Below are 15,711 nucleotides of genomic sequence, written 5' to 3'. Positions count from 1 at the left end.
GGAGGGGAATACGATGGCAAAATTGCAAATCACCCTCGTTCGCAGCCTGATCGGTCGTAACGAGAAGCAGCGCGCAACGGTCAACACACTTGGCCTTCGCAAGCTTCATCAATCGGTTGTCCATAACGACACTCCGGCCATTCGCGGCATGGTGAACCATGTGAGCCACTTGATTAAAGTAGAAGAAGTACAAGCATAAATAATCGCGCAAGCGACGCTTGAAACAATGCTTTCACGGGAGAGCAGCGTAATAACAATGCAGCTGTACCGAAGGCGTCCGACGCCTTAAGGCAGATTGCGGCGTAAAAATGAAGGAGGTGCAACGTACGATGAAATTGCATGAGCTGAAACCAGCGGAAGGTTCGCGTAAAGAGGGCTTCCGTAAAGGTCGCGGTATTGGTAGCGGCAACGGTAAAACAGCAGGTAAAGGCCACAAAGGTCAAAACGCTCGTTCCGGCGGCGGTGTTCGTCCAGGTTTCGAGGGTGGTCAAAACCCGTTGTACCGTCGTTTGCCTAAACGCGGATTCAACAACCCATTCCGTAAAGAGTATGCGATTGTGAACATCGATGAGCTGAACAGCTTCGCAGCAGGAACGGAAGTAACGCCTGAACTGCTTCTGGAGCAAGGTATCGTTAAGAACCCACAGAGCGGAATCAAAATCTTGGGTAACGGCGAAGTCACTGTACAGCTGACGGTGAAAGCAAACAAGTTCTCTCAATCTGCGGTAGAGAAAATCCAGGCTGCCGGCGGTAAAACCGAGGTGATCTAATTGTTCAAGACCGTGTCCAACATTTGGAAAGTTGAAGATCTCCGTAGCCGGATCCTGTTCACTTTGTTTATTCTCCTGATTTACCGCATCGGTTCTTTCATTCCGGTACCGGGCGTCAATACGGATGTATTCAAAGAAACCGGGAACAGCGGTACGGATCTCTTCGGACTGCTCAATACGTTTTCCGGCGGCGCGTTATTCCAATTCTCGATCTTCGCGATTGGAATCATGCCGTACATCACGGCGTCGATCATCGTGCAGCTTCTGTCGATGGACGTCATCCCGAAATTCGCCGAATGGGCGAAAGAAGGAGAAAACGGAAAACGCAAGCTTGCGCAAATTACGCGTTATGGCACTGTTGTACTCGGTCTGATTCAAGGCTTCGGTACGGCAGTCGGCTTTAACCGTCGATACGGTTTGGAAATGATCCCAGGTGCAACGTTCACGGATTATCTGACCATTGCGATCATCCTGACGGCGGGCACGGCTTTTCTCATGTGGCTTGGCGAGCAAATCACGGAACGCGGTATTGGGAACGGGATTTCGGTCCTGATCTTTGCCGGTATCGTGGCTGCGATCCCTGGACACATCCGTACGCTTTACCAGACTCAAATCGCAGACTTGCCTAACGACCAGCTGTTCTGGGGGATTCTGAAGCTTGTGCTGATCGTCATCGCGGTTGTCGTGATGATCGTGTGCGTCATCTTCGTCCAACAAGGAATCCGCAAGATTCCGGTCCAGTATGCGAAGCGCGTGGTAGGTCGCAAAATGTACGGTGGTCAATCGACACACATTCCGCTCAAAGTGAACGGAGCAGGCGTTATCCCGGTCATCTTCGCGGTATCGCTTCTCATGTTCCCGATCACGATTGCGCAGTTTTGGTCGACCCACAATTGGGCAGAGTGGATCATTAACAACATGTACTATGACCAACCGCTAGGTATGGTGCTCTACATCATACTGATTATCGGTTTTACGTTCTTCTACACCTTCGTGCAGATCAATCCGGTTCAAATGGCGGACCAAATGAAGAAGAATGGCGGTTACATCCCGGGCATTCGTCCAGGCAAACCAACATCCTCTTACATTACCCGCGTTATGTCTCGGATTACGCTTAGCGGCGCGATCTTCCTGTCCATCATTTCGATTACGCCGGTTATTTTCGGCAAAATCGCAGGGCTTGACAAGTCGATCCAGCTGGGCGGCACTTCGCTCTTGATCGTCATTGGCGTCGCGCTCGACACGATGAAGCAGATCGAGACTCAATTGATCAAACGCCACTACAAAGGGTTTATCAATAAATAACGATAGGTTCGGATTCGGGCTTCCGCGCGCGCTTCGTCGTTGTGTCGGAACCCTTCTGCGGCCTATTGGCGTAAAGCGAGGAAGGCGCTAATGAACATCTTATTCATGGGTCCTCCGGGCGCAGGTAAAGGCACGCAGGCCGAGCGGATCGTCGATACGTTCAACGTACCGCATATTTCGACCGGTGATGCTTTTCGCTTGGCAATGAAGCAAGGAACGCCACTTGGCCAAAAAGCGAAGGAGTTTGTTGACCAAGGCCTTCTCGTTCCAGACGAAATCACGAACGGTATCGTTCGCGACCGTCTGCTGCTGGAAGACTGCAACAATGGCTTTTTGCTCGACGGATTCCCGCGGACGCTTCAACAAGCGGAAGCGCTGGACGGAATGCTGGCCGAGATGGGCCGCAGCATTGACCATGTCGTGAACTTGAAAGTTGATCGCGGTCTGCTGCTTGCGCGTCTGACCGGTCGTCGCATTTGCAAATCCTGTGGCGCAACTTACCACGTAATGTTCAACCCGCCGAAACAAGAAGGCGTATGCGATAAATGCGGCGGCGAGCTGTATCAGCGGTCAGACGATACGGAAGCCAAAGTTGGAACGCGTCTTGACGAATACATCTCGAAGACGGCTCCACTGCTCGATTACTACTCGGGTAAGGGAACGCTTCGTGAAGTGGACGGAGAGAAAGAAATCGATGATGTAACAGCAGAAATCGTAAGCTGCTTGCGAGGATCTGCCGAATGATCATTTGCAAGTCCGATGCGGAATTGCGTTTTATGAGGGAAGCCGGACGTATTGTCGCGGATACGCATCGTTTGCTGAAGCAGGCGATACGCCCAGGTATTACGACGCTGGAGCTCGATGGGATCGCGGAAGCGTACATTCGCAGCCAAGGCGCAACGCCTTCTTTCAAAGGTTACAATCAATTCCCTGGAAGTATTTGCGCTTCTGTAAATGAAGAGCTGGTCCACGGCATTCCTGGACCGCGCAAGCTAAACGATGGCGACATCATCAGCATTGATATCGGCGCCCAGTTCGAAGGTTACCATGGCGATTCTGCTTGGACCTACGGAGTTGGCGATATCAGTGAAGAGAATCGGCGCTTGCTTGAAGTGACGGAACAGTCGCTTTACGCAGGACTCGCGCTTGTTAAGCCGGATGTCCGGCTGTTTACGGTTTCGCACGCGATTCAGAACGTCATTGAAGCTGCTGGTTTCTCAGTCGTTCGCGAGTATGTCGGTCATGGTATTGGCGCAAGCCTCCATGAGGAGCCGCAAATTCCGAACTACGGTACGCCGGATCGCGGCCCGCGCCTGAAGCCAGGCATGGTGCTGGCGATTGAGCCGATGGTGAACATCGGAGAGCGGTATGTACGGACCTTGGAAGATAATTGGACAGTTGTGACGCAAGATGGTTCATGGTGTGCTCATTTTGAGCATACAGTAGCTGTTACGGCGGAAGGCTGCGAAATTTTGACGCTAGGGCGGGAGCAAGCAGAGTGAGTGGAACTGAACACGTGCCGGAGATCGGTCGGATCGTCAAGGTGACAAGCGGGAAAGACGAAGGCGGTTATGCCGTCATCGTCGGTATCGTCGATGAACGGTTCGTTCTTGTAGCCGATGGCACAAAGCGGCGCTTTGATGGGCCGAAGAAAAAGAACGTGATGCATCTTCTGATGCAGCCGGTCGTCAGCGTGGAAGTTGCGGACAGTATGCGGGAAACCGGTCGGGTGACCAACGCCAAGCTGCGTTACGCAATTCAGAAGTATGCGCAAGGGAAAGGAGAATGACTGTGGCCAAGGAAGACGTGATCGAAGTCGAAGGTACGGTCGTCGAGCCGCTACCCAATGCTATGTTTAAGGTGGAGCTGGAGAACGGACACCAAATTCTCGCCCATGTATCGGGCAAACTCAGAATGCACTTTATCCGCATTTTGACGGGAGACAAGGTCGTTATTCAGCTGTCGCCATACGATTTGTCCAGAGGACGAATTACCTATCGGAAGTAGACCTTCTAAGAGCGGGTCTTCTGACGAAGAACTCGGGAGGTAATCACAATGAAGGTTAGACCATCGGTCAAGCCAATCTGCGAAAAATGCAAAGTCATTCGTCGCAAAGGCAATGTTATGGTGATTTGTGAAAATCCGAAACATAAACAAAAACAAGGATAAGGGAGGGATAACTGTACATGGCACGTATTGCTGGTGTAGACTTACCGCGTGACAAACGCGTAGTCATCGCTTTGACGTATATCTTCGGTATCGGCAACACGACTGCTCAACGGATCCTGAGCGAAACAGGTATCAACGAGAGCACGCGCGTTCGCGATCTGACGGAAGACGAAGTGAGCAAACTTCGCGAAACGATCGACAAGTCCGTTAAAGTGGAAGGCGACCTTCGTCGCGAAATTTCCCTGAACATCAAACGTCTGATCGAGATCGGCTGCTACCGTGGCGTTCGCCATCGCCGTGGCCTGCCTGTTCGTGGTCAACGCACGAAAACCAATGCTCGTACGCGTAAAGGTCCTCGCCGGACTGTAGCGAACAAGAAGAAATAATAAGGGGGGATAACTGAAATGGCAAAACCGAAAAAAGTGGTTCGTACCAAACGTCGCGACCGCAAAAATATCGAGTCGGGCGTAGCGCACATCCGTTCGACATTCAACAACACGATCGTTACGATCACGGATCCGCACGGTAATGCGATCTCCTGGGCTAGCTCCGGCAACCTTGGTTTCAAAGGTTCCCGTAAGAGCACGCCGTTCGCGGCTCAAATGGCTGCTGAATCCGCTGCTAAAGCGGCTATGGAGCATGGCATGAAAGCAGTTGAAGTCATGGTTAAAGGTCCAGGCGCAGGCCGTGAAGCGGCAATTCGTTCGCTTCAAGCTGCAGGTCTCGAAGTTAACCTCATTAAAGACGTCACGCCAGTTCCGCACAACGGATGCCGTCCGCCGAAACGTCGTCGCGTATAGTCTAGTTTCATGTGGTATCAAATTCCTGCAACTTGTGAATAATGGTTGTGAAGGTTTGCCATACTACATGATTTACGACAAAGCGACCATGGTAACGGAGCGACGTTTTGAAGGAGGGTATATAAGTGATTGAGATCGAAAAGCCGAAAATCGAAACCGTAGAGCTGAGCGAGGATGGCACGTACGGACGTTTCGTTGTCGAACCGCTGGAACGCGGATATGGCACGACGCTCGGGAACTCGCTGCGCCGAATCCTGTTGTCGTCGCTGCCTGGTGCAGCTGTCACCTCGGTTCAAATCGACGGTGTACTGCATGAATTCTCGACGGTTCCTGGTGTGTTTGAGGACGTTACTGAAATCATTCTCAACCTGAAGAGTCTATCGCTCAAGATCCACTCTGATGAGGAGAAGGTTCTGGAGATTGACGCTGAAGGCGAAGGTAACGTAACGGCGGGGGATATTCGGGCCGACAGTGATGTCGAGATCTTGAACCCTGATCTTCATATCGCAACCTTGGCCTCCGGTGCTCGGCTCCATGCGCGGGTTTTCGCCAATAGAGGACGTGGGTACGTACAATCGGTCCGCAACAAGCGGGAAGATCAACCGATCGGTGTCATTCCGATCGATTCGATCTATACGCCGATTACGCGCGTGAACTACAGTGTCGAAAACACCCGTGTTGGTCAAGTGACCAACTACGACAAGCTCACGCTTGAAGTATGGACCGACGGTAGCATTCGGCCGGAAGAGGCTGTAAGCCTCGGGGCGAAAATTCTTACCGAACATCTCGACCTGTTCGTCGGTTTGACCGACGAGGCGAAAGACGCCGAAATCATGGTGGAGAAGGAAGAAGACAAGAAAGAGAAAGTTCTCGAGATGACGATCGAGGAACTGGATCTTTCGGTCCGTTCGTACAACTGTTTGAAACGCGCGGGTATCAATACCGTTCAAGAGCTGATCACCAAAACCGAAGAGGACATGATGAAGGTGCGCAACCTTGGTCGCAAGTCGCTCGAGGAAGTACAAGAGAAGCTCGAAGAACTCGGTCTTGGCCTTCGTATGGAAGAATAGCACCAGGTAAGACTAGAACGCAGGCGATCAGCCTGCGATGCAAGATTTGCGCGTGCAAATCTTTAGAAGGAGGGGAAAATCGATGGCATATTCTAAGTTGAGCCGTGACGCAAGTTCGCGTAAAGCACTGTTCCGCGACCTCGTCACCGACTTGTTCCTGTATGAGCGCATCCAAACGACGGAAGCGAAAGCAAAAGAACTTCGTCCAATCGCGGAGAAACTGATCACGTTGGCAAAACGCGGCGATCTTCACGCTCGTCGCCAAGTAGCGGCTTTCGTTCGTCGCGAGTCGATCAACGGTGAGCAGGACGCAATCCAAAAACTGTTCTCCGAACTGGCCACCCGTTACTCGGAACGTGCGGGCGGATACACGCGGATTCTGAAGCTGGGACCACGCCGTGGCGACGCTGCGCCTATGGTATATTTGGAACTGGTGGATCGTGCGTAAATGAGAAAGGGTGGACCTTGCGGCCACCTTTTTTTGTTGCCAACGCGGTAAGCTGACCAATCGGAAAGGAGGGGCACAATGAAGAATGTCAAAATGTCCGTAGCCTATGACGGAACGAACTATCAGGGGTTTCAGACACAACCGAGTGGTAATACGATTCAAGATCAACTTGAAGCCGGCATACGTATGCTGACGGGCGAGGAGATTCGTATTAACGGGTCCGGAAGAACCGATGCGGGCGTTCATGCGAGAGCGCAAGTATTTAATTTTCATACGGAATCGAGAATTCCGATCGACCGTTGGGCGATTGCGCTGAATGCCAGGCTGCCGGACGATATCGTGATTCAATACGCGGAGGAAGTGCCGGAGGATTTTCACGCCCGGTTTTCCGCGAAACGAAAAACGTACCGGTATGCGATTGATACGAACAAATTCCCAAATGTGTTTACGCGTCAGTACCGGTTCCATCATCATGCCCCTCTGGACGTGGCGGCTATGCGCGAAGGCTTGGCGGCGCTTGTTGGCGAGCATGACTTCACGTCTTTTGCATCGCCTCAATCCACGCAGCCGAGCCACGTGCGCACCATCTACGATGCGTCCATCGTGCAGAATCAAGACGGGCTCGACATCTTTGTCACCGGTAACGGCTTTCTGTACAACATGGTACGTATTATTGCGGGAACGGCCGTCTGGATCGGGGAAGGGAAGATGTCGGCGAGCGATATCCCCGGTATATTAGCAGCATGTGATCGGACGAAAGCAGGCCCGACGGCGATGGCTCATGGCCTCATGTTGTGGCATGTGGAATACCCGGAATAGTTGCTTTATAATCGGTGAAATTTGCTTGCACATGAGCCCTTGTTATAGTAGAATATAACTTGTGCTTTCTAAGTGGCTCTCCCACAGCCCCGACTTAGATCGCCGCCTGTAATACCTAACCAATAGCGAATTAACGTCGAGACGTTCACGTTTCTACGATACATGAGAATGAATTGTGATATGAACAAGGAGGATCATCCATGCGCACCACCTTTATGGCTAAGCCGAATGAAGTAGAACGCAAATGGTACGTCATCGATGCAGAAGGCAAAACGCTTGGCCGTCTGGCAAGCGAGGCTGCAAGCCTGATTCGCGGTAAACATAAGCCGCAATTCACGCCGCACGTTGACACTGGCGATTTCGTCATCGTTATCAATGCAGAGAAAGTTGTCCTGACGGGCAAGAAGCTGCAGAACAAAATGTACTACCGTCACTCCATGTATCCAGGCGGTTTGAGAGTAACATCCGCTGCGGATATGCTCAACAAGCACCCAGAACGCGTTCTTGAGTTCGCGATCCACGGCATGCTTCCTAAGAACCGCCTTGGCGACAAAATGAAGCTGAAGCTCAAAGTTTACGCAGGTTCGGAACACCCGCATCAAGCACAAAACCCGGAAGTTTACGAACTTCGCGGTTAATTAGAGGGAGGACAGTTTCATGGCTCAAGTTCAATACTATGGAACCGGTCGTCGTAAACACTCCGTGGCACGTGTACGCCTTGTGCCGGGTGAAGGACGCATCGTAATCAATAAGCGTGACCTGAACGAATACTTCGGTCTCGAAACACTCAAACTGATCGTTAAACAACCGCTCGCGCTGACGGAAACAACAAGCAAATACGATGTAATCGTCATTGCTCACGGCGGCGGTATTTCCGGTCAAGCTGGCGCAATTCGCCACGGTATCTCCCGTGCTCTGCTTAAAGCAGACCCTGAGTTCCGCGGTTCCCTGAAGCGTGCAGGCTTCCTGACGCGTGACCCACGTATGAAAGAACGTAAGAAGTACGGCCTCAAAGCAGCTCGTCGTGCTCCTCAGTTCTCGAAACGTTAATATTTGTACGGACAAGGCCTACTCTGCAACAAGAGTGGGCCTTTTTCATATATTGGCGGATATAAAGCATTGAACAATGGAACGAATGGACGTATAATCAAGCCAATAGGAGATCAGTTTACTTGGAATTCAAATGACGGAGGTACTAGCGATGAACCTTTTCGAAAAGGAAGCGCTCGTGAAGCAGAAAGCCGAAGAACTGGAGAACGCGTCCCCCGAGGCGGTCTTGCAATATGCAGTAGAGACATTCCCGAAGATTACGTTCGCGTGCAGCTTTGGCGCGGAAGATGTCGTGGTTGTTGACATGTTGCAGAAGATTAGCCCGAACACGGATATCTTCTATTTAGATACGGATTTCCACTTTAAAGAAACCTACGAGACGCGCGACAAAATGATGGAGCGCTACGGGATGAAATTCGTGCAAGTAAAGCCAGCGATTACCCCTGAAGAACAAGCGGAGTTGCATGGTGCCGAATTGTGGAAATCGGATGCGACGGCTTGCTGCAACATTCGTAAAGTCGAACCGTTGACTAGAATTCTGTCCAAGTACGATGCATGGATCACAGGTATTCGCCGCGACCAAGCGCCTACGCGCGCGAACGCGAAGAAAGTCGAGTACGACACGAAGTTCGGTCTGATCAAATTCAACCCGCTTGCAAGCTGGACGTCTGACGACGTATGGAACTATATTCGTGAGAACAATGTGTTGTATAACCCACTGCATGACCAGAACTACCCAAGCATCGGTTGCGAGTATTGCACGCGTAAAGTTATGCCGGGCGAAGATCCTCGCGCAGGCCGTTGGTCAGGTCAAGAAAAAACGGAATGCGGATTGCATAAATAAGAGCTGGCGTCAGAGTCTCTTCCTAAACCCGCTTGTCGGCGAGACGAAATCGGATGATGTACCGGCAGCGGTTCGCATGCGCAGCTACATTGCGTTGCTGGAGAATTACTACCCGGAACATCGCGTATTCTAAGGCGTATTCCCGGCAGCGATGCGTTTTGCCGGACCAAGCGAAGCCATCTTCCATGTCCTTGTTCGTAAGAACTATGGCTGCACGCATTTCGTTGTCGATCGTGACCATGCCGACGTTGGCGACTATGGCAAAGAGGACCATCTGACGCTATCGGGTACGAAAGTACGCGCGCTTCTGCGTGACGGTGTTTGCCCGCTGTCGGAATTCTCTCGTCCGTCAGTGGCCAAAATTCTCATTGAAGGCATGGCCGAACAGCCTGCCCAGGTATAAGGTATAACTAACCACCTCGTCCCATATAGTGATAAGGAGTACAAGGCTGTTGAGCCGCAACTTCTTATTGCTTGGGATCGGGGTGGTTTTATTATGAAGCGCGGGATACGGAACCGGTTTGTCGTTTGGATAACATACCGGGGTGCGGTGCGAGTGGGAGTTGGCATGGTCGCGGTGCTGCTCACCGTTATCTTGCTAACCCAAGATGTGCCCTCGACGCGTACGTGGACGTATTGGACGATGCCATTATCGGGGAAAACAATCGTGCTGGATGCCGGGCATGGCGGAGTAGATGGCGGTGCGGTCAGCAAGCAAGGCGTTGTCGAGAAGGATTTAAACCTGGCGATCGCCCTGCAATTGCGGGACTATTTGCAGCAGGCGGGGGCGTTGGTGCATATGACGCGCGAGGGCGACTATGATTTGGCGGAAGAGGACACCAAGAAGATTAGCAGGCGGAAGACGGAAGACCTCGTGAAACGAGCGCAGTTCGTCAAAGATCAGGAAGCGGACTTATTCGTCACCATCCACATGAACAGCATTCCATCACCGCGATGGTCGGGGGCGCAAACGTTCTACTACCCGAACTTGCCGGAGAACGAACGTTTGGCCGCCCTGATTCAAGATGAAATTCGGCGTAACCTGGAGAATACGCAGCGGGTAGCGGCCAAGAAGAACGACATTTATTTGCTCAAAGCCATGGATACGATCCCGACCGCGTTGATCGAAGTCGGATTCTTGTCGAATCCAGGGGAAGCCGCAATGCTCGCGGATGCGGAGTACCAGAAGAAAGTGGCGACGTCGATCTACCAAGGAATCCTACGCTACAGCGCAGGCGAGAAGTGGGGGGCGGCGGCTCCGTCCAAGCCGGGCGCTTAAGGGATGAGCTCTTGGAAGCCCAATAAACTATGGTATAATAAACATACGTACATAAATCAATCCATCTGCAGCACGAGCGCATCACCCGGAAGAGGAGACGAATGCAAAGATGTTGACACGCGAGGATATTATTCGAACTGCCGAGCAGGTAGCGGCTAACGTGACCGGCGGAGCGCCGGTCGGTTTTCGTGATGTAGTTGTAAAAGAGAATACCGTTCAATTAACGGTGCTTGACGCGAACGAAGCCGTGCATCTCAAGCTGGAGACGGATCTGCAAGCCGCGTTGAAAGAGCTGGGGGCCACAACGGTCCATTGTCGGTTCAGATCGTCGGAGGCATCTGCAAGCGCCCCTCAGGGCGGTGTTGGAGACGCGAAGAACGGGCAGGAGCAATCGGAGCCAGTTCGCGGGCATGCGGCCGGCATGGAATCGAACAAGCTGCTGAATGAGCGCAGCGGCGTGCATTTCATAGCGGTGGCTAGCGGCAAAGGCGGCGTTGGCAAGTCGACTGTAACCGTCAACTTGGCGGTAGCGCTGGCGCGCAGAGGCAAACGCGTCGGCATTATCGATGCCGATATTTACGGATTCAGCGTACCGGACATGATGGGCATCGAAGAACGGCCGGCTGTTGTGAATGAACGCGTCATTCCAATTGAGAAATACGGCGTCAAAGTCATGTCGATGGGCTTTTTCGTCGAAGACAACGCGCCGATCGTATGGCGAGGGCCAATGCTCGGCAAAATGCTGCGCAATTTCTTCGCCGAGATTGAATGGGGAGAAGTGGATTACATCCTACTTGATCTACCCCCAGGTACAGGCGACGTTGCGCTCGACGTACATCAGATGATTCCGCACAGCAAAGAAATCATCGTCACGACTCCGCATGCAACAGCGGCGTTCGTTGCGGCTCGCGCCGGGGCAATGGCGATTAAGACGGAACACGAAATTATCGGCGTTGTCGAGAATATGAGTTACTACGTCACTAAGAGCGGCGAGCATGAGTATGTCTTTGGCAAAGGCGGCGGCGCACGTCTGGCTGAATCGCTGAATGCCGAATTGATGGCGCAAATCCCGCTCGGCGCGCCTGATAATCATGTATCGGAGCCGGATTTTTCCCCATCGGTGTACAAAGCCGAAACGCCAACGGGACAGATTTACCTAGAAATCGCGGACCGCGTTATCGCGAAATGCGACAAAGCATAAGTTAAAATTCTCAACGCCCTAGAATGGGAAAAGCCCGCGGCACCCAGGGATGATTGTCCTCAAGACCTTCATCCTGGTGCCGCGGGCTTCTGTATTTAGGAGGAGCCGCCCATGCCTTCAGATTCGCCGGAGTCGCCACCGCCATCCCCACTGCCATCATCGGCTGCCTTTTCCCCATCGCCGCCGCCTGCTTTATCCAGCTTTTCATTCGGTTTTACCTTCAGCTCTTCTTGGACCGCTTTCTTCAGCAGATCGAGGATTTCAAGCCGATAAATCGGGCTTTGCATCGATTCCTGCATGATTGTCGTGACTTGTTTCCGATATTGCGTGCTATTCATAACTTCAAGAATCATTTTTTCCATTTCAGGATTTTTCAGCACTTTAATTAAATCCGCTTGGTAAGTAGGGTCTTTAATCAAATCCTTATGCAGCTGCTTATTTTGCTTGTTCACCGCTTTGGCGAACTCGCCGGCGAAGCGTGGATCAGTCATGAGCTGTTCAATGACTTTGTAATAATCCGGCGAGACCAGCGTTTCTTTCACGGCAAGCCGCACGTTCTCCTGATCCTGTACGGACAGCAGTTTCGACGTAAGCCCGTTATTGCCTGTCGTGCTGATTGCCGATTCTTGCAGCGCTTTCTGGGCATCCTCAGTTTTCAAAATGTCGATCACCATCGACTTCATGTCCTTATAACTCATCGAGTCGTTGGACGAGCTTGTCGGCTCAGACCCGCAGCCGGCCAGCATGAACGTCGTCATGATGCAGAGCGTGAACCCAACGATACGTTTCCGCATGTAACAAGCGTCTCCCTTCTGCGTAGGGGCAAAGATGGATGGGCTTATTATGCGACATTGTTCGACGGATTATCATACTCGCGGCGTAGCTTTTTAAAGTGAACATGGTAAAATAAAGCGTGCATGCATCATCGTCCTGTCTATCGAATGAATGGCAACGTTTAGGCGGATGATCCGTATCAGTCTTGGGAACATGGGAACGAATTTTTGTATAGGAGTGACAGAAAGTGACACTGCGCAAAATGTGGTTTTTGCTATGGAGCACCACCTTGATTGGAGCGGGCATTACGGTTGTCGTCGGTTCGATCATGCAAATGTTTGACCATGAATTCGGGTTCATGGATATGAAATCAACCGGCTTTAATATTTTGAACATGGCGCTGGCCGGTTTGTTGTTCGGCGTGTTTAGCCAATTGGGGTTCTTCGCGTATTTGACGATCAACTATTTGGCGCTGGGAATGCTGCGGAAGAAGTATTTGTGGAATACGCTGCAGGCATATTGCACGTTGTTCGCGGTAGGAGGACTGGGTTACAAATTGCACGGAACGAGCGAGATGCATCAGAATAACTGGTTTTTCTGGGTGCTTCCGCTTGCGCTGCTGATTGCCTCGATCTTCGTCTCGTACTTGAAGTCGAAGCGGACGAACAATTCGGCTTTTATGCCGACGATGTTTTTACTCTTTGTCGGTACGACGCTCGAGGCTTGGCCAAGTATGGGCGAAGAGAGCAATCCGCTTACCATCGTGTTTATGATCGCCCCTTTGTTCGTGTGCAATTCGTATTTGATCATGCAGCTCCATCGGATCGTAAACAGCGACAAGGCCGATACCGCGGCGAGTGCGGGAACGGCCCTGTAGAGGAGTAACTAGTTCAAGTCGAGTTAATAACCGGCAGCGGCGTCGAACATGGCGGTTTTATCCTGCACCGTCTTCCCTTGCAATTCGGTTTGCGCGATGAGATCCGTGACGTTGACGAACTCGTAGCCCTTCGCACGAAGTTGATCGATTATCACCGGTAGCGCTTCGTGCGTTTGTTTGCTCGAATCGCTGGCATGCATGAGGATGATATCGCCGGGATGAACTTTACCCACGACGCGATTGATGATTTTGGCCGTCCCCATATTCATCCAGTCAAGGGAGTCCGTATCCCACTGTATGACCTTGTATCCGAGCTCGTCGGCAATGCGCAGTACGCGTTTGTCAAAATCGCCGTTGGGCATACGGATGAGGTTCGGCGCTTTACCGGTGACTTCGGCGAGAATCGCATGGGCGGTTTGGATTTCATTGCGGATTTCTTCGTCGCTGAAGCTGCTGTAGAAGTCGTGCTTGTTGCCGTGGCTGCCGATCTCGAAGCCGGAACTGGCAATCTTTTTCACGATATCGGGATGCGATTTGCTCCAAGGAGCGGACAGGAAGAAGGTGGCTTTGCCCACCTTTTTCTCTTTTAGCACGTTAAGAATTGGCTCTGCACGCTTGTCTCCCCAGCTAATATCGAAAGTAAGGGCAACAATCTTTTTGTTCGTCGGTATACTGTATATCGCGGCAGGCTGTTGGGGGGCGAATACCGTGATGTTGTCCTTCTCGGCATAGACGACGCCAACGGCAAACACAATACCAATACAAATGAGAAAATAACGTTTCAACCTTCGGCCGTTCATGACATAGAACAGGTTCATCGGCGCTGGGCTCTCCTCTCCAGTGGGCTTGTATTAGTACAATCTATGCTCGTACGACTTAGTTATTCGTGTTTGGACAAAATACCGAATGGTCCGATAGACAAGGAGGACGACGCGTGTTTTCGAAACGGGAAATCGTTAACCACCTGAAAGAAATGCGGCATTATATTATGTTTAGCACGGTAATTTTCTTGGCAGGTCTAGTATTCGGAGCAACAAGCTCCGGTCTGCACGATTACATCAACAGCCAGATCGACAGCTTGCGGAAAGTCGCCGAAACGATACAGACGAGCGACAACCCGACATTGGGCTTTATCGTGTTTATATTTCTTAATAATGCGATTAAAGCGATACTCGTCATGTATCTAGGCCTGTTCCTGGGAATCGTGCCGCTTTTCTTCCTCTCCATTAACGGTATGGTTCTCGGTTATATAATCGGACTGGAAGTCGAGAACGGGGGAGGCGGCTTATTTGATCTCATCGTGAAGGGATTGCTGCCTCACGGAATATTGGAAATTCCGGCGATCTTGCTTGCCTGCGCGTATGGATTGCGATTTGGCGCACTAATGTTCCAAGGAGCGGGGGCACTTGTGTTGAAGCGGGAAGGATGGGGTGCCAAATTCGAACGGCTCATGGTACGCTCCGTGCCGATGATGGTGATTTTAACAGTCGTGTTATTCGTCGCGGCCATCATTGAGAGCACAATTACGCCATGGTTGCTTTCCATGTAATAAATTTTCCATATATTGAGCATAACAGTAAGGCGGCGTCCCGGCGGTACAACGCGGGACGCTGTTTTGTTAGGTGCGAATGGCTGCACATGCATCGCCTGACGTCAGAAGTCGGGCGGGACACAGCGAAGGGGGCCGTATACCGTTATGCTCGGGATACTATTCAACGACAAAGAATGCAAAGAACTCGATTACGTGCTGCGCAAAGAGCTTGACGAAATGCTCCTGGATTTGAACGATTCCCGGCTTGACGGAGATATCAAAACCGCGATTGCACGGCGATACAAAGTGATTTTCCGCATGTATGCGCGAATTGCAACGCCTAAAGAGCTGTCACGGTATGCGGTAAATATGCGGTCGTACAGGTAAAGGAGAAATAGATACGGGCGTCGGATTAAAAAAAACGAAAAAGCACTTGCAATATTCCGGGCGCCTGTGGTATCTTATAAAAGTCGCCGCTGAGAGCAGCAGTTGATGAATGAAAAACAAACTTGTTCCTTGAAAACTGAACAATGAGCGATATGTCAAAGCTAGTGAAGTAATGAGTCACAAACTTTCATGGAGAGTTTGATCCTGGCTCAGGACGAACGCTGGCGGCGTGCCTAATACATGCAAGTCGAGCGGATCTTATCCTTCGGGGTAAGGTTAGCGGCGGACGGGTGAGTAACACGTAGGTAACCTGCCTGTAAGACTGGAATAACATTCGGAAACGAATGCTAATACCGGATATGCGGTTTGCTCGCATGAGCGAATCGG

23 protein-coding genes, 1 rRNA gene and 1 pseudogene are annotated in these 15,711 nt (G+C 51.5%); 23 read left to right on the top strand and 2 right to left on the bottom strand.

Annotated elements, in window-relative coordinates; translation table 11 throughout:
* Nucleotides 1–13: 13 nt before the first annotated feature.
* The 19 genes and pseudogenes from rpmD to salA all read left to right on the top strand — a co-directional run bounded on the left by rpmD (nucleotide 14) and on the right by salA (nucleotide 11,755).
* Complete coding sequence (gene rpmD, locus ACFFSY_RS26505; protein WP_377499841.1) at nucleotides 14–199, top strand: 50S ribosomal protein L30; 186 nt, start codon at nucleotides 14–16, stop codon at nucleotides 197–199.
* Between the two features lie 130 nt (nucleotides 200–329).
* The gene (gene rplO / locus ACFFSY_RS26500) at nucleotides 330–770 is read left to right on the top strand and encodes a 50S ribosomal protein L15 (RefSeq protein WP_377499839.1); all 441 of its coding nucleotides are present in this window, start codon (nucleotides 330–332) and stop codon (nucleotides 768–770) included.
* The gene (secY, locus tag ACFFSY_RS26495) at nucleotides 771–2,075 is read left to right on the top strand and encodes a preprotein translocase subunit SecY (protein ID WP_377499837.1); all 1,305 of its coding nucleotides are present in this window, start codon (nucleotides 771–773) and stop codon (nucleotides 2,073–2,075) included.
* A gap of 90 nt (nucleotides 2,076–2,165) precedes the next feature.
* Nucleotides 2,166–2,819, top strand: coding sequence for an adenylate kinase (locus ACFFSY_RS26490; RefSeq protein ID WP_148933641.1), 654 nt, complete (start codon nucleotides 2,166–2,168; stop codon nucleotides 2,817–2,819).
* Entirely contained in the window at nucleotides 2,816–3,577 is a 762-nt protein-coding gene (gene map, locus ACFFSY_RS26485; RefSeq protein WP_377499835.1) for a type I methionyl aminopeptidase, read from the top strand. The genes ACFFSY_RS26490 and map overlap by 4 nt, the downstream gene beginning before the upstream one ends.
* Nucleotides 3,574–3,864 (top strand): hypothetical protein, encoded by a 291-nt coding sequence (locus tag ACFFSY_RS26480; protein WP_377499833.1) that lies wholly within the window; start codon nucleotides 3,574–3,576, stop codon nucleotides 3,862–3,864. Before map ends, ACFFSY_RS26480 begins: the two co-directional genes overlap by 4 nt.
* A 2-nt stretch (nucleotides 3,865–3,866) precedes the next feature.
* Nucleotides 3,867–4,082: a translation initiation factor IF-1 gene (gene infA, locus ACFFSY_RS26475; RefSeq protein WP_006037922.1), complete on the top strand. Its 216-nt coding sequence runs from the start codon at nucleotides 3,867–3,869 to the stop codon at nucleotides 4,080–4,082.
* A gap of 48 nt (nucleotides 4,083–4,130) precedes the next feature.
* The gene (gene rpmJ / locus ACFFSY_RS26470; protein ID WP_003333770.1) at nucleotides 4,131–4,244 is read left to right on the top strand and encodes a 50S ribosomal protein L36; all 114 of its coding nucleotides are present in this window, start codon (nucleotides 4,131–4,133) and stop codon (nucleotides 4,242–4,244) included.
* A gap of 17 nt (nucleotides 4,245–4,261) precedes the next feature.
* Nucleotides 4,262–4,630: a 30S ribosomal protein S13 gene (rpsM, locus tag ACFFSY_RS26465; RefSeq protein ID WP_377499831.1), complete on the top strand. Its 369-nt coding sequence runs from the start codon at nucleotides 4,262–4,264 to the stop codon at nucleotides 4,628–4,630.
* 18 nt (nucleotides 4,631–4,648) lie between these two features.
* A complete protein-coding gene (rpsK, locus tag ACFFSY_RS26460) occupies nucleotides 4,649–5,044 on the top strand; it encodes a 30S ribosomal protein S11 (protein WP_148933645.1) in 396 nt (131 codons plus the stop codon).
* Between the two features lie 125 nt (nucleotides 5,045–5,169).
* The gene (locus tag ACFFSY_RS26455) at nucleotides 5,170–6,114 is read left to right on the top strand and encodes a DNA-directed RNA polymerase subunit alpha (RefSeq protein ID WP_148933646.1); all 945 of its coding nucleotides are present in this window, start codon (nucleotides 5,170–5,172) and stop codon (nucleotides 6,112–6,114) included.
* Between the two features lie 82 nt (nucleotides 6,115–6,196).
* Entirely contained in the window at nucleotides 6,197–6,562 is a 366-nt protein-coding gene (gene rplQ, locus ACFFSY_RS26450; RefSeq protein ID WP_148933647.1) for a 50S ribosomal protein L17, read from the top strand.
* A 78-nt stretch (nucleotides 6,563–6,640) separates the two neighbouring features.
* Nucleotides 6,641–7,381: a tRNA pseudouridine(38-40) synthase TruA gene (gene truA / locus ACFFSY_RS26445; protein ID WP_377499828.1), complete on the top strand. Its 741-nt coding sequence runs from the start codon at nucleotides 6,641–6,643 to the stop codon at nucleotides 7,379–7,381.
* A 200-nt stretch (nucleotides 7,382–7,581) separates the two neighbouring features.
* Nucleotides 7,582–8,019, top strand: a complete 438-nt coding sequence (gene rplM / locus ACFFSY_RS26440) for a 50S ribosomal protein L13 (RefSeq protein ID WP_148933649.1) — start codon at nucleotides 7,582–7,584, stop codon at nucleotides 8,017–8,019.
* Nucleotides 8,020–8,038: 19 nt separating this feature from the next.
* Complete coding sequence (gene rpsI, locus ACFFSY_RS26435; RefSeq protein ID WP_377499826.1) at nucleotides 8,039–8,431, top strand: 30S ribosomal protein S9; 393 nt, start codon at nucleotides 8,039–8,041, stop codon at nucleotides 8,429–8,431.
* Between the two features lie 151 nt (nucleotides 8,432–8,582).
* Nucleotides 8,583–9,275, top strand: coding sequence for a phosphoadenylyl-sulfate reductase (locus ACFFSY_RS26430; protein WP_377499824.1), 693 nt, complete (start codon nucleotides 8,583–8,585; stop codon nucleotides 9,273–9,275).
* A 13-nt stretch (nucleotides 9,276–9,288) separates the two neighbouring features.
* A pseudogene (sat, locus tag ACFFSY_RS26425) lies at nucleotides 9,289–9,678 on the top strand (sulfate adenylyltransferase); the annotation flags it as partial.
* Nucleotides 9,679–9,771: 93 nt separating this feature from the next.
* Nucleotides 9,772–10,554, top strand: a complete 783-nt coding sequence (gene cwlD, locus ACFFSY_RS26420) for an N-acetylmuramoyl-L-alanine amidase CwlD (protein ID WP_377499822.1) — start codon at nucleotides 9,772–9,774, stop codon at nucleotides 10,552–10,554.
* Between the two features lie 109 nt (nucleotides 10,555–10,663).
* On the top strand, nucleotides 10,664–11,755 hold the full coding sequence (gene salA, locus ACFFSY_RS26415) for an iron-sulfur carrier protein/transcriptional regulator SalA (protein ID WP_377499820.1): 1,092 nt from the start codon (nucleotides 10,664–10,666) through the stop codon (nucleotides 11,753–11,755).
* A 95-nt stretch (nucleotides 11,756–11,850) separates the two neighbouring features.
* Here salA and gerD read toward each other — a convergent pair whose 3' ends face one another.
* Complete coding sequence (gerD, locus tag ACFFSY_RS26410; protein WP_377499818.1) at nucleotides 11,851–12,513, bottom strand: spore germination lipoprotein GerD; 663 nt, start codon at nucleotides 12,511–12,513, stop codon at nucleotides 11,851–11,853.
* A 263-nt stretch (nucleotides 12,514–12,776) separates the two neighbouring features.
* Here gerD and ACFFSY_RS26405 point away from each other — a divergent pair, with 263 nt between their 5' ends.
* A complete protein-coding gene (locus tag ACFFSY_RS26405) occupies nucleotides 12,777–13,406 on the top strand; it encodes a KinB-signaling pathway activation protein (protein ID WP_377499816.1) in 630 nt (209 codons plus the stop codon).
* Nucleotides 13,407–13,429: 23 nt separating this feature from the next.
* Here ACFFSY_RS26405 and pdaB read toward each other — a convergent pair whose 3' ends face one another.
* On the bottom strand, nucleotides 13,430–14,224 hold the full coding sequence (pdaB, locus tag ACFFSY_RS26400; protein WP_377499814.1) for a polysaccharide deacetylase family sporulation protein PdaB: 795 nt from the start codon (nucleotides 14,222–14,224) through the stop codon (nucleotides 13,430–13,432).
* Between the two features lie 116 nt (nucleotides 14,225–14,340).
* On the opposite strand from pdaB, the gene ACFFSY_RS26395 reads away from it, so the two are divergent.
* The 3 genes from ACFFSY_RS26395 to ACFFSY_RS26385 all read left to right on the top strand — a co-directional run.
* Nucleotides 14,341–14,955: a stage II sporulation protein M gene (locus tag ACFFSY_RS26395; RefSeq protein WP_377499812.1), complete on the top strand. Its 615-nt coding sequence runs from the start codon at nucleotides 14,341–14,343 to the stop codon at nucleotides 14,953–14,955.
* Nucleotides 14,956–15,102: 147 nt separating this feature from the next.
* Nucleotides 15,103–15,324: a hypothetical protein gene (locus ACFFSY_RS26390; protein ID WP_377499810.1), complete on the top strand. Its 222-nt coding sequence runs from the start codon at nucleotides 15,103–15,105 to the stop codon at nucleotides 15,322–15,324.
* Between the two features lie 186 nt (nucleotides 15,325–15,510).
* Nucleotides 15,511–15,711: ribosomal RNA gene (locus ACFFSY_RS26385) — 16S ribosomal RNA — on the top strand; the annotation flags it as partial.

This window comes from Paenibacillus aurantiacus, from assembly GCF_042431225.1.
GTDB classification, from domain to species: domain Bacteria; phylum Bacillota; class Bacilli; order Paenibacillales; family Paenibacillaceae; genus Paenibacillus_Z; species Paenibacillus_Z aurantiacus.
This window is presented reverse-complemented; position numbering and strand designations above follow the sequence as displayed.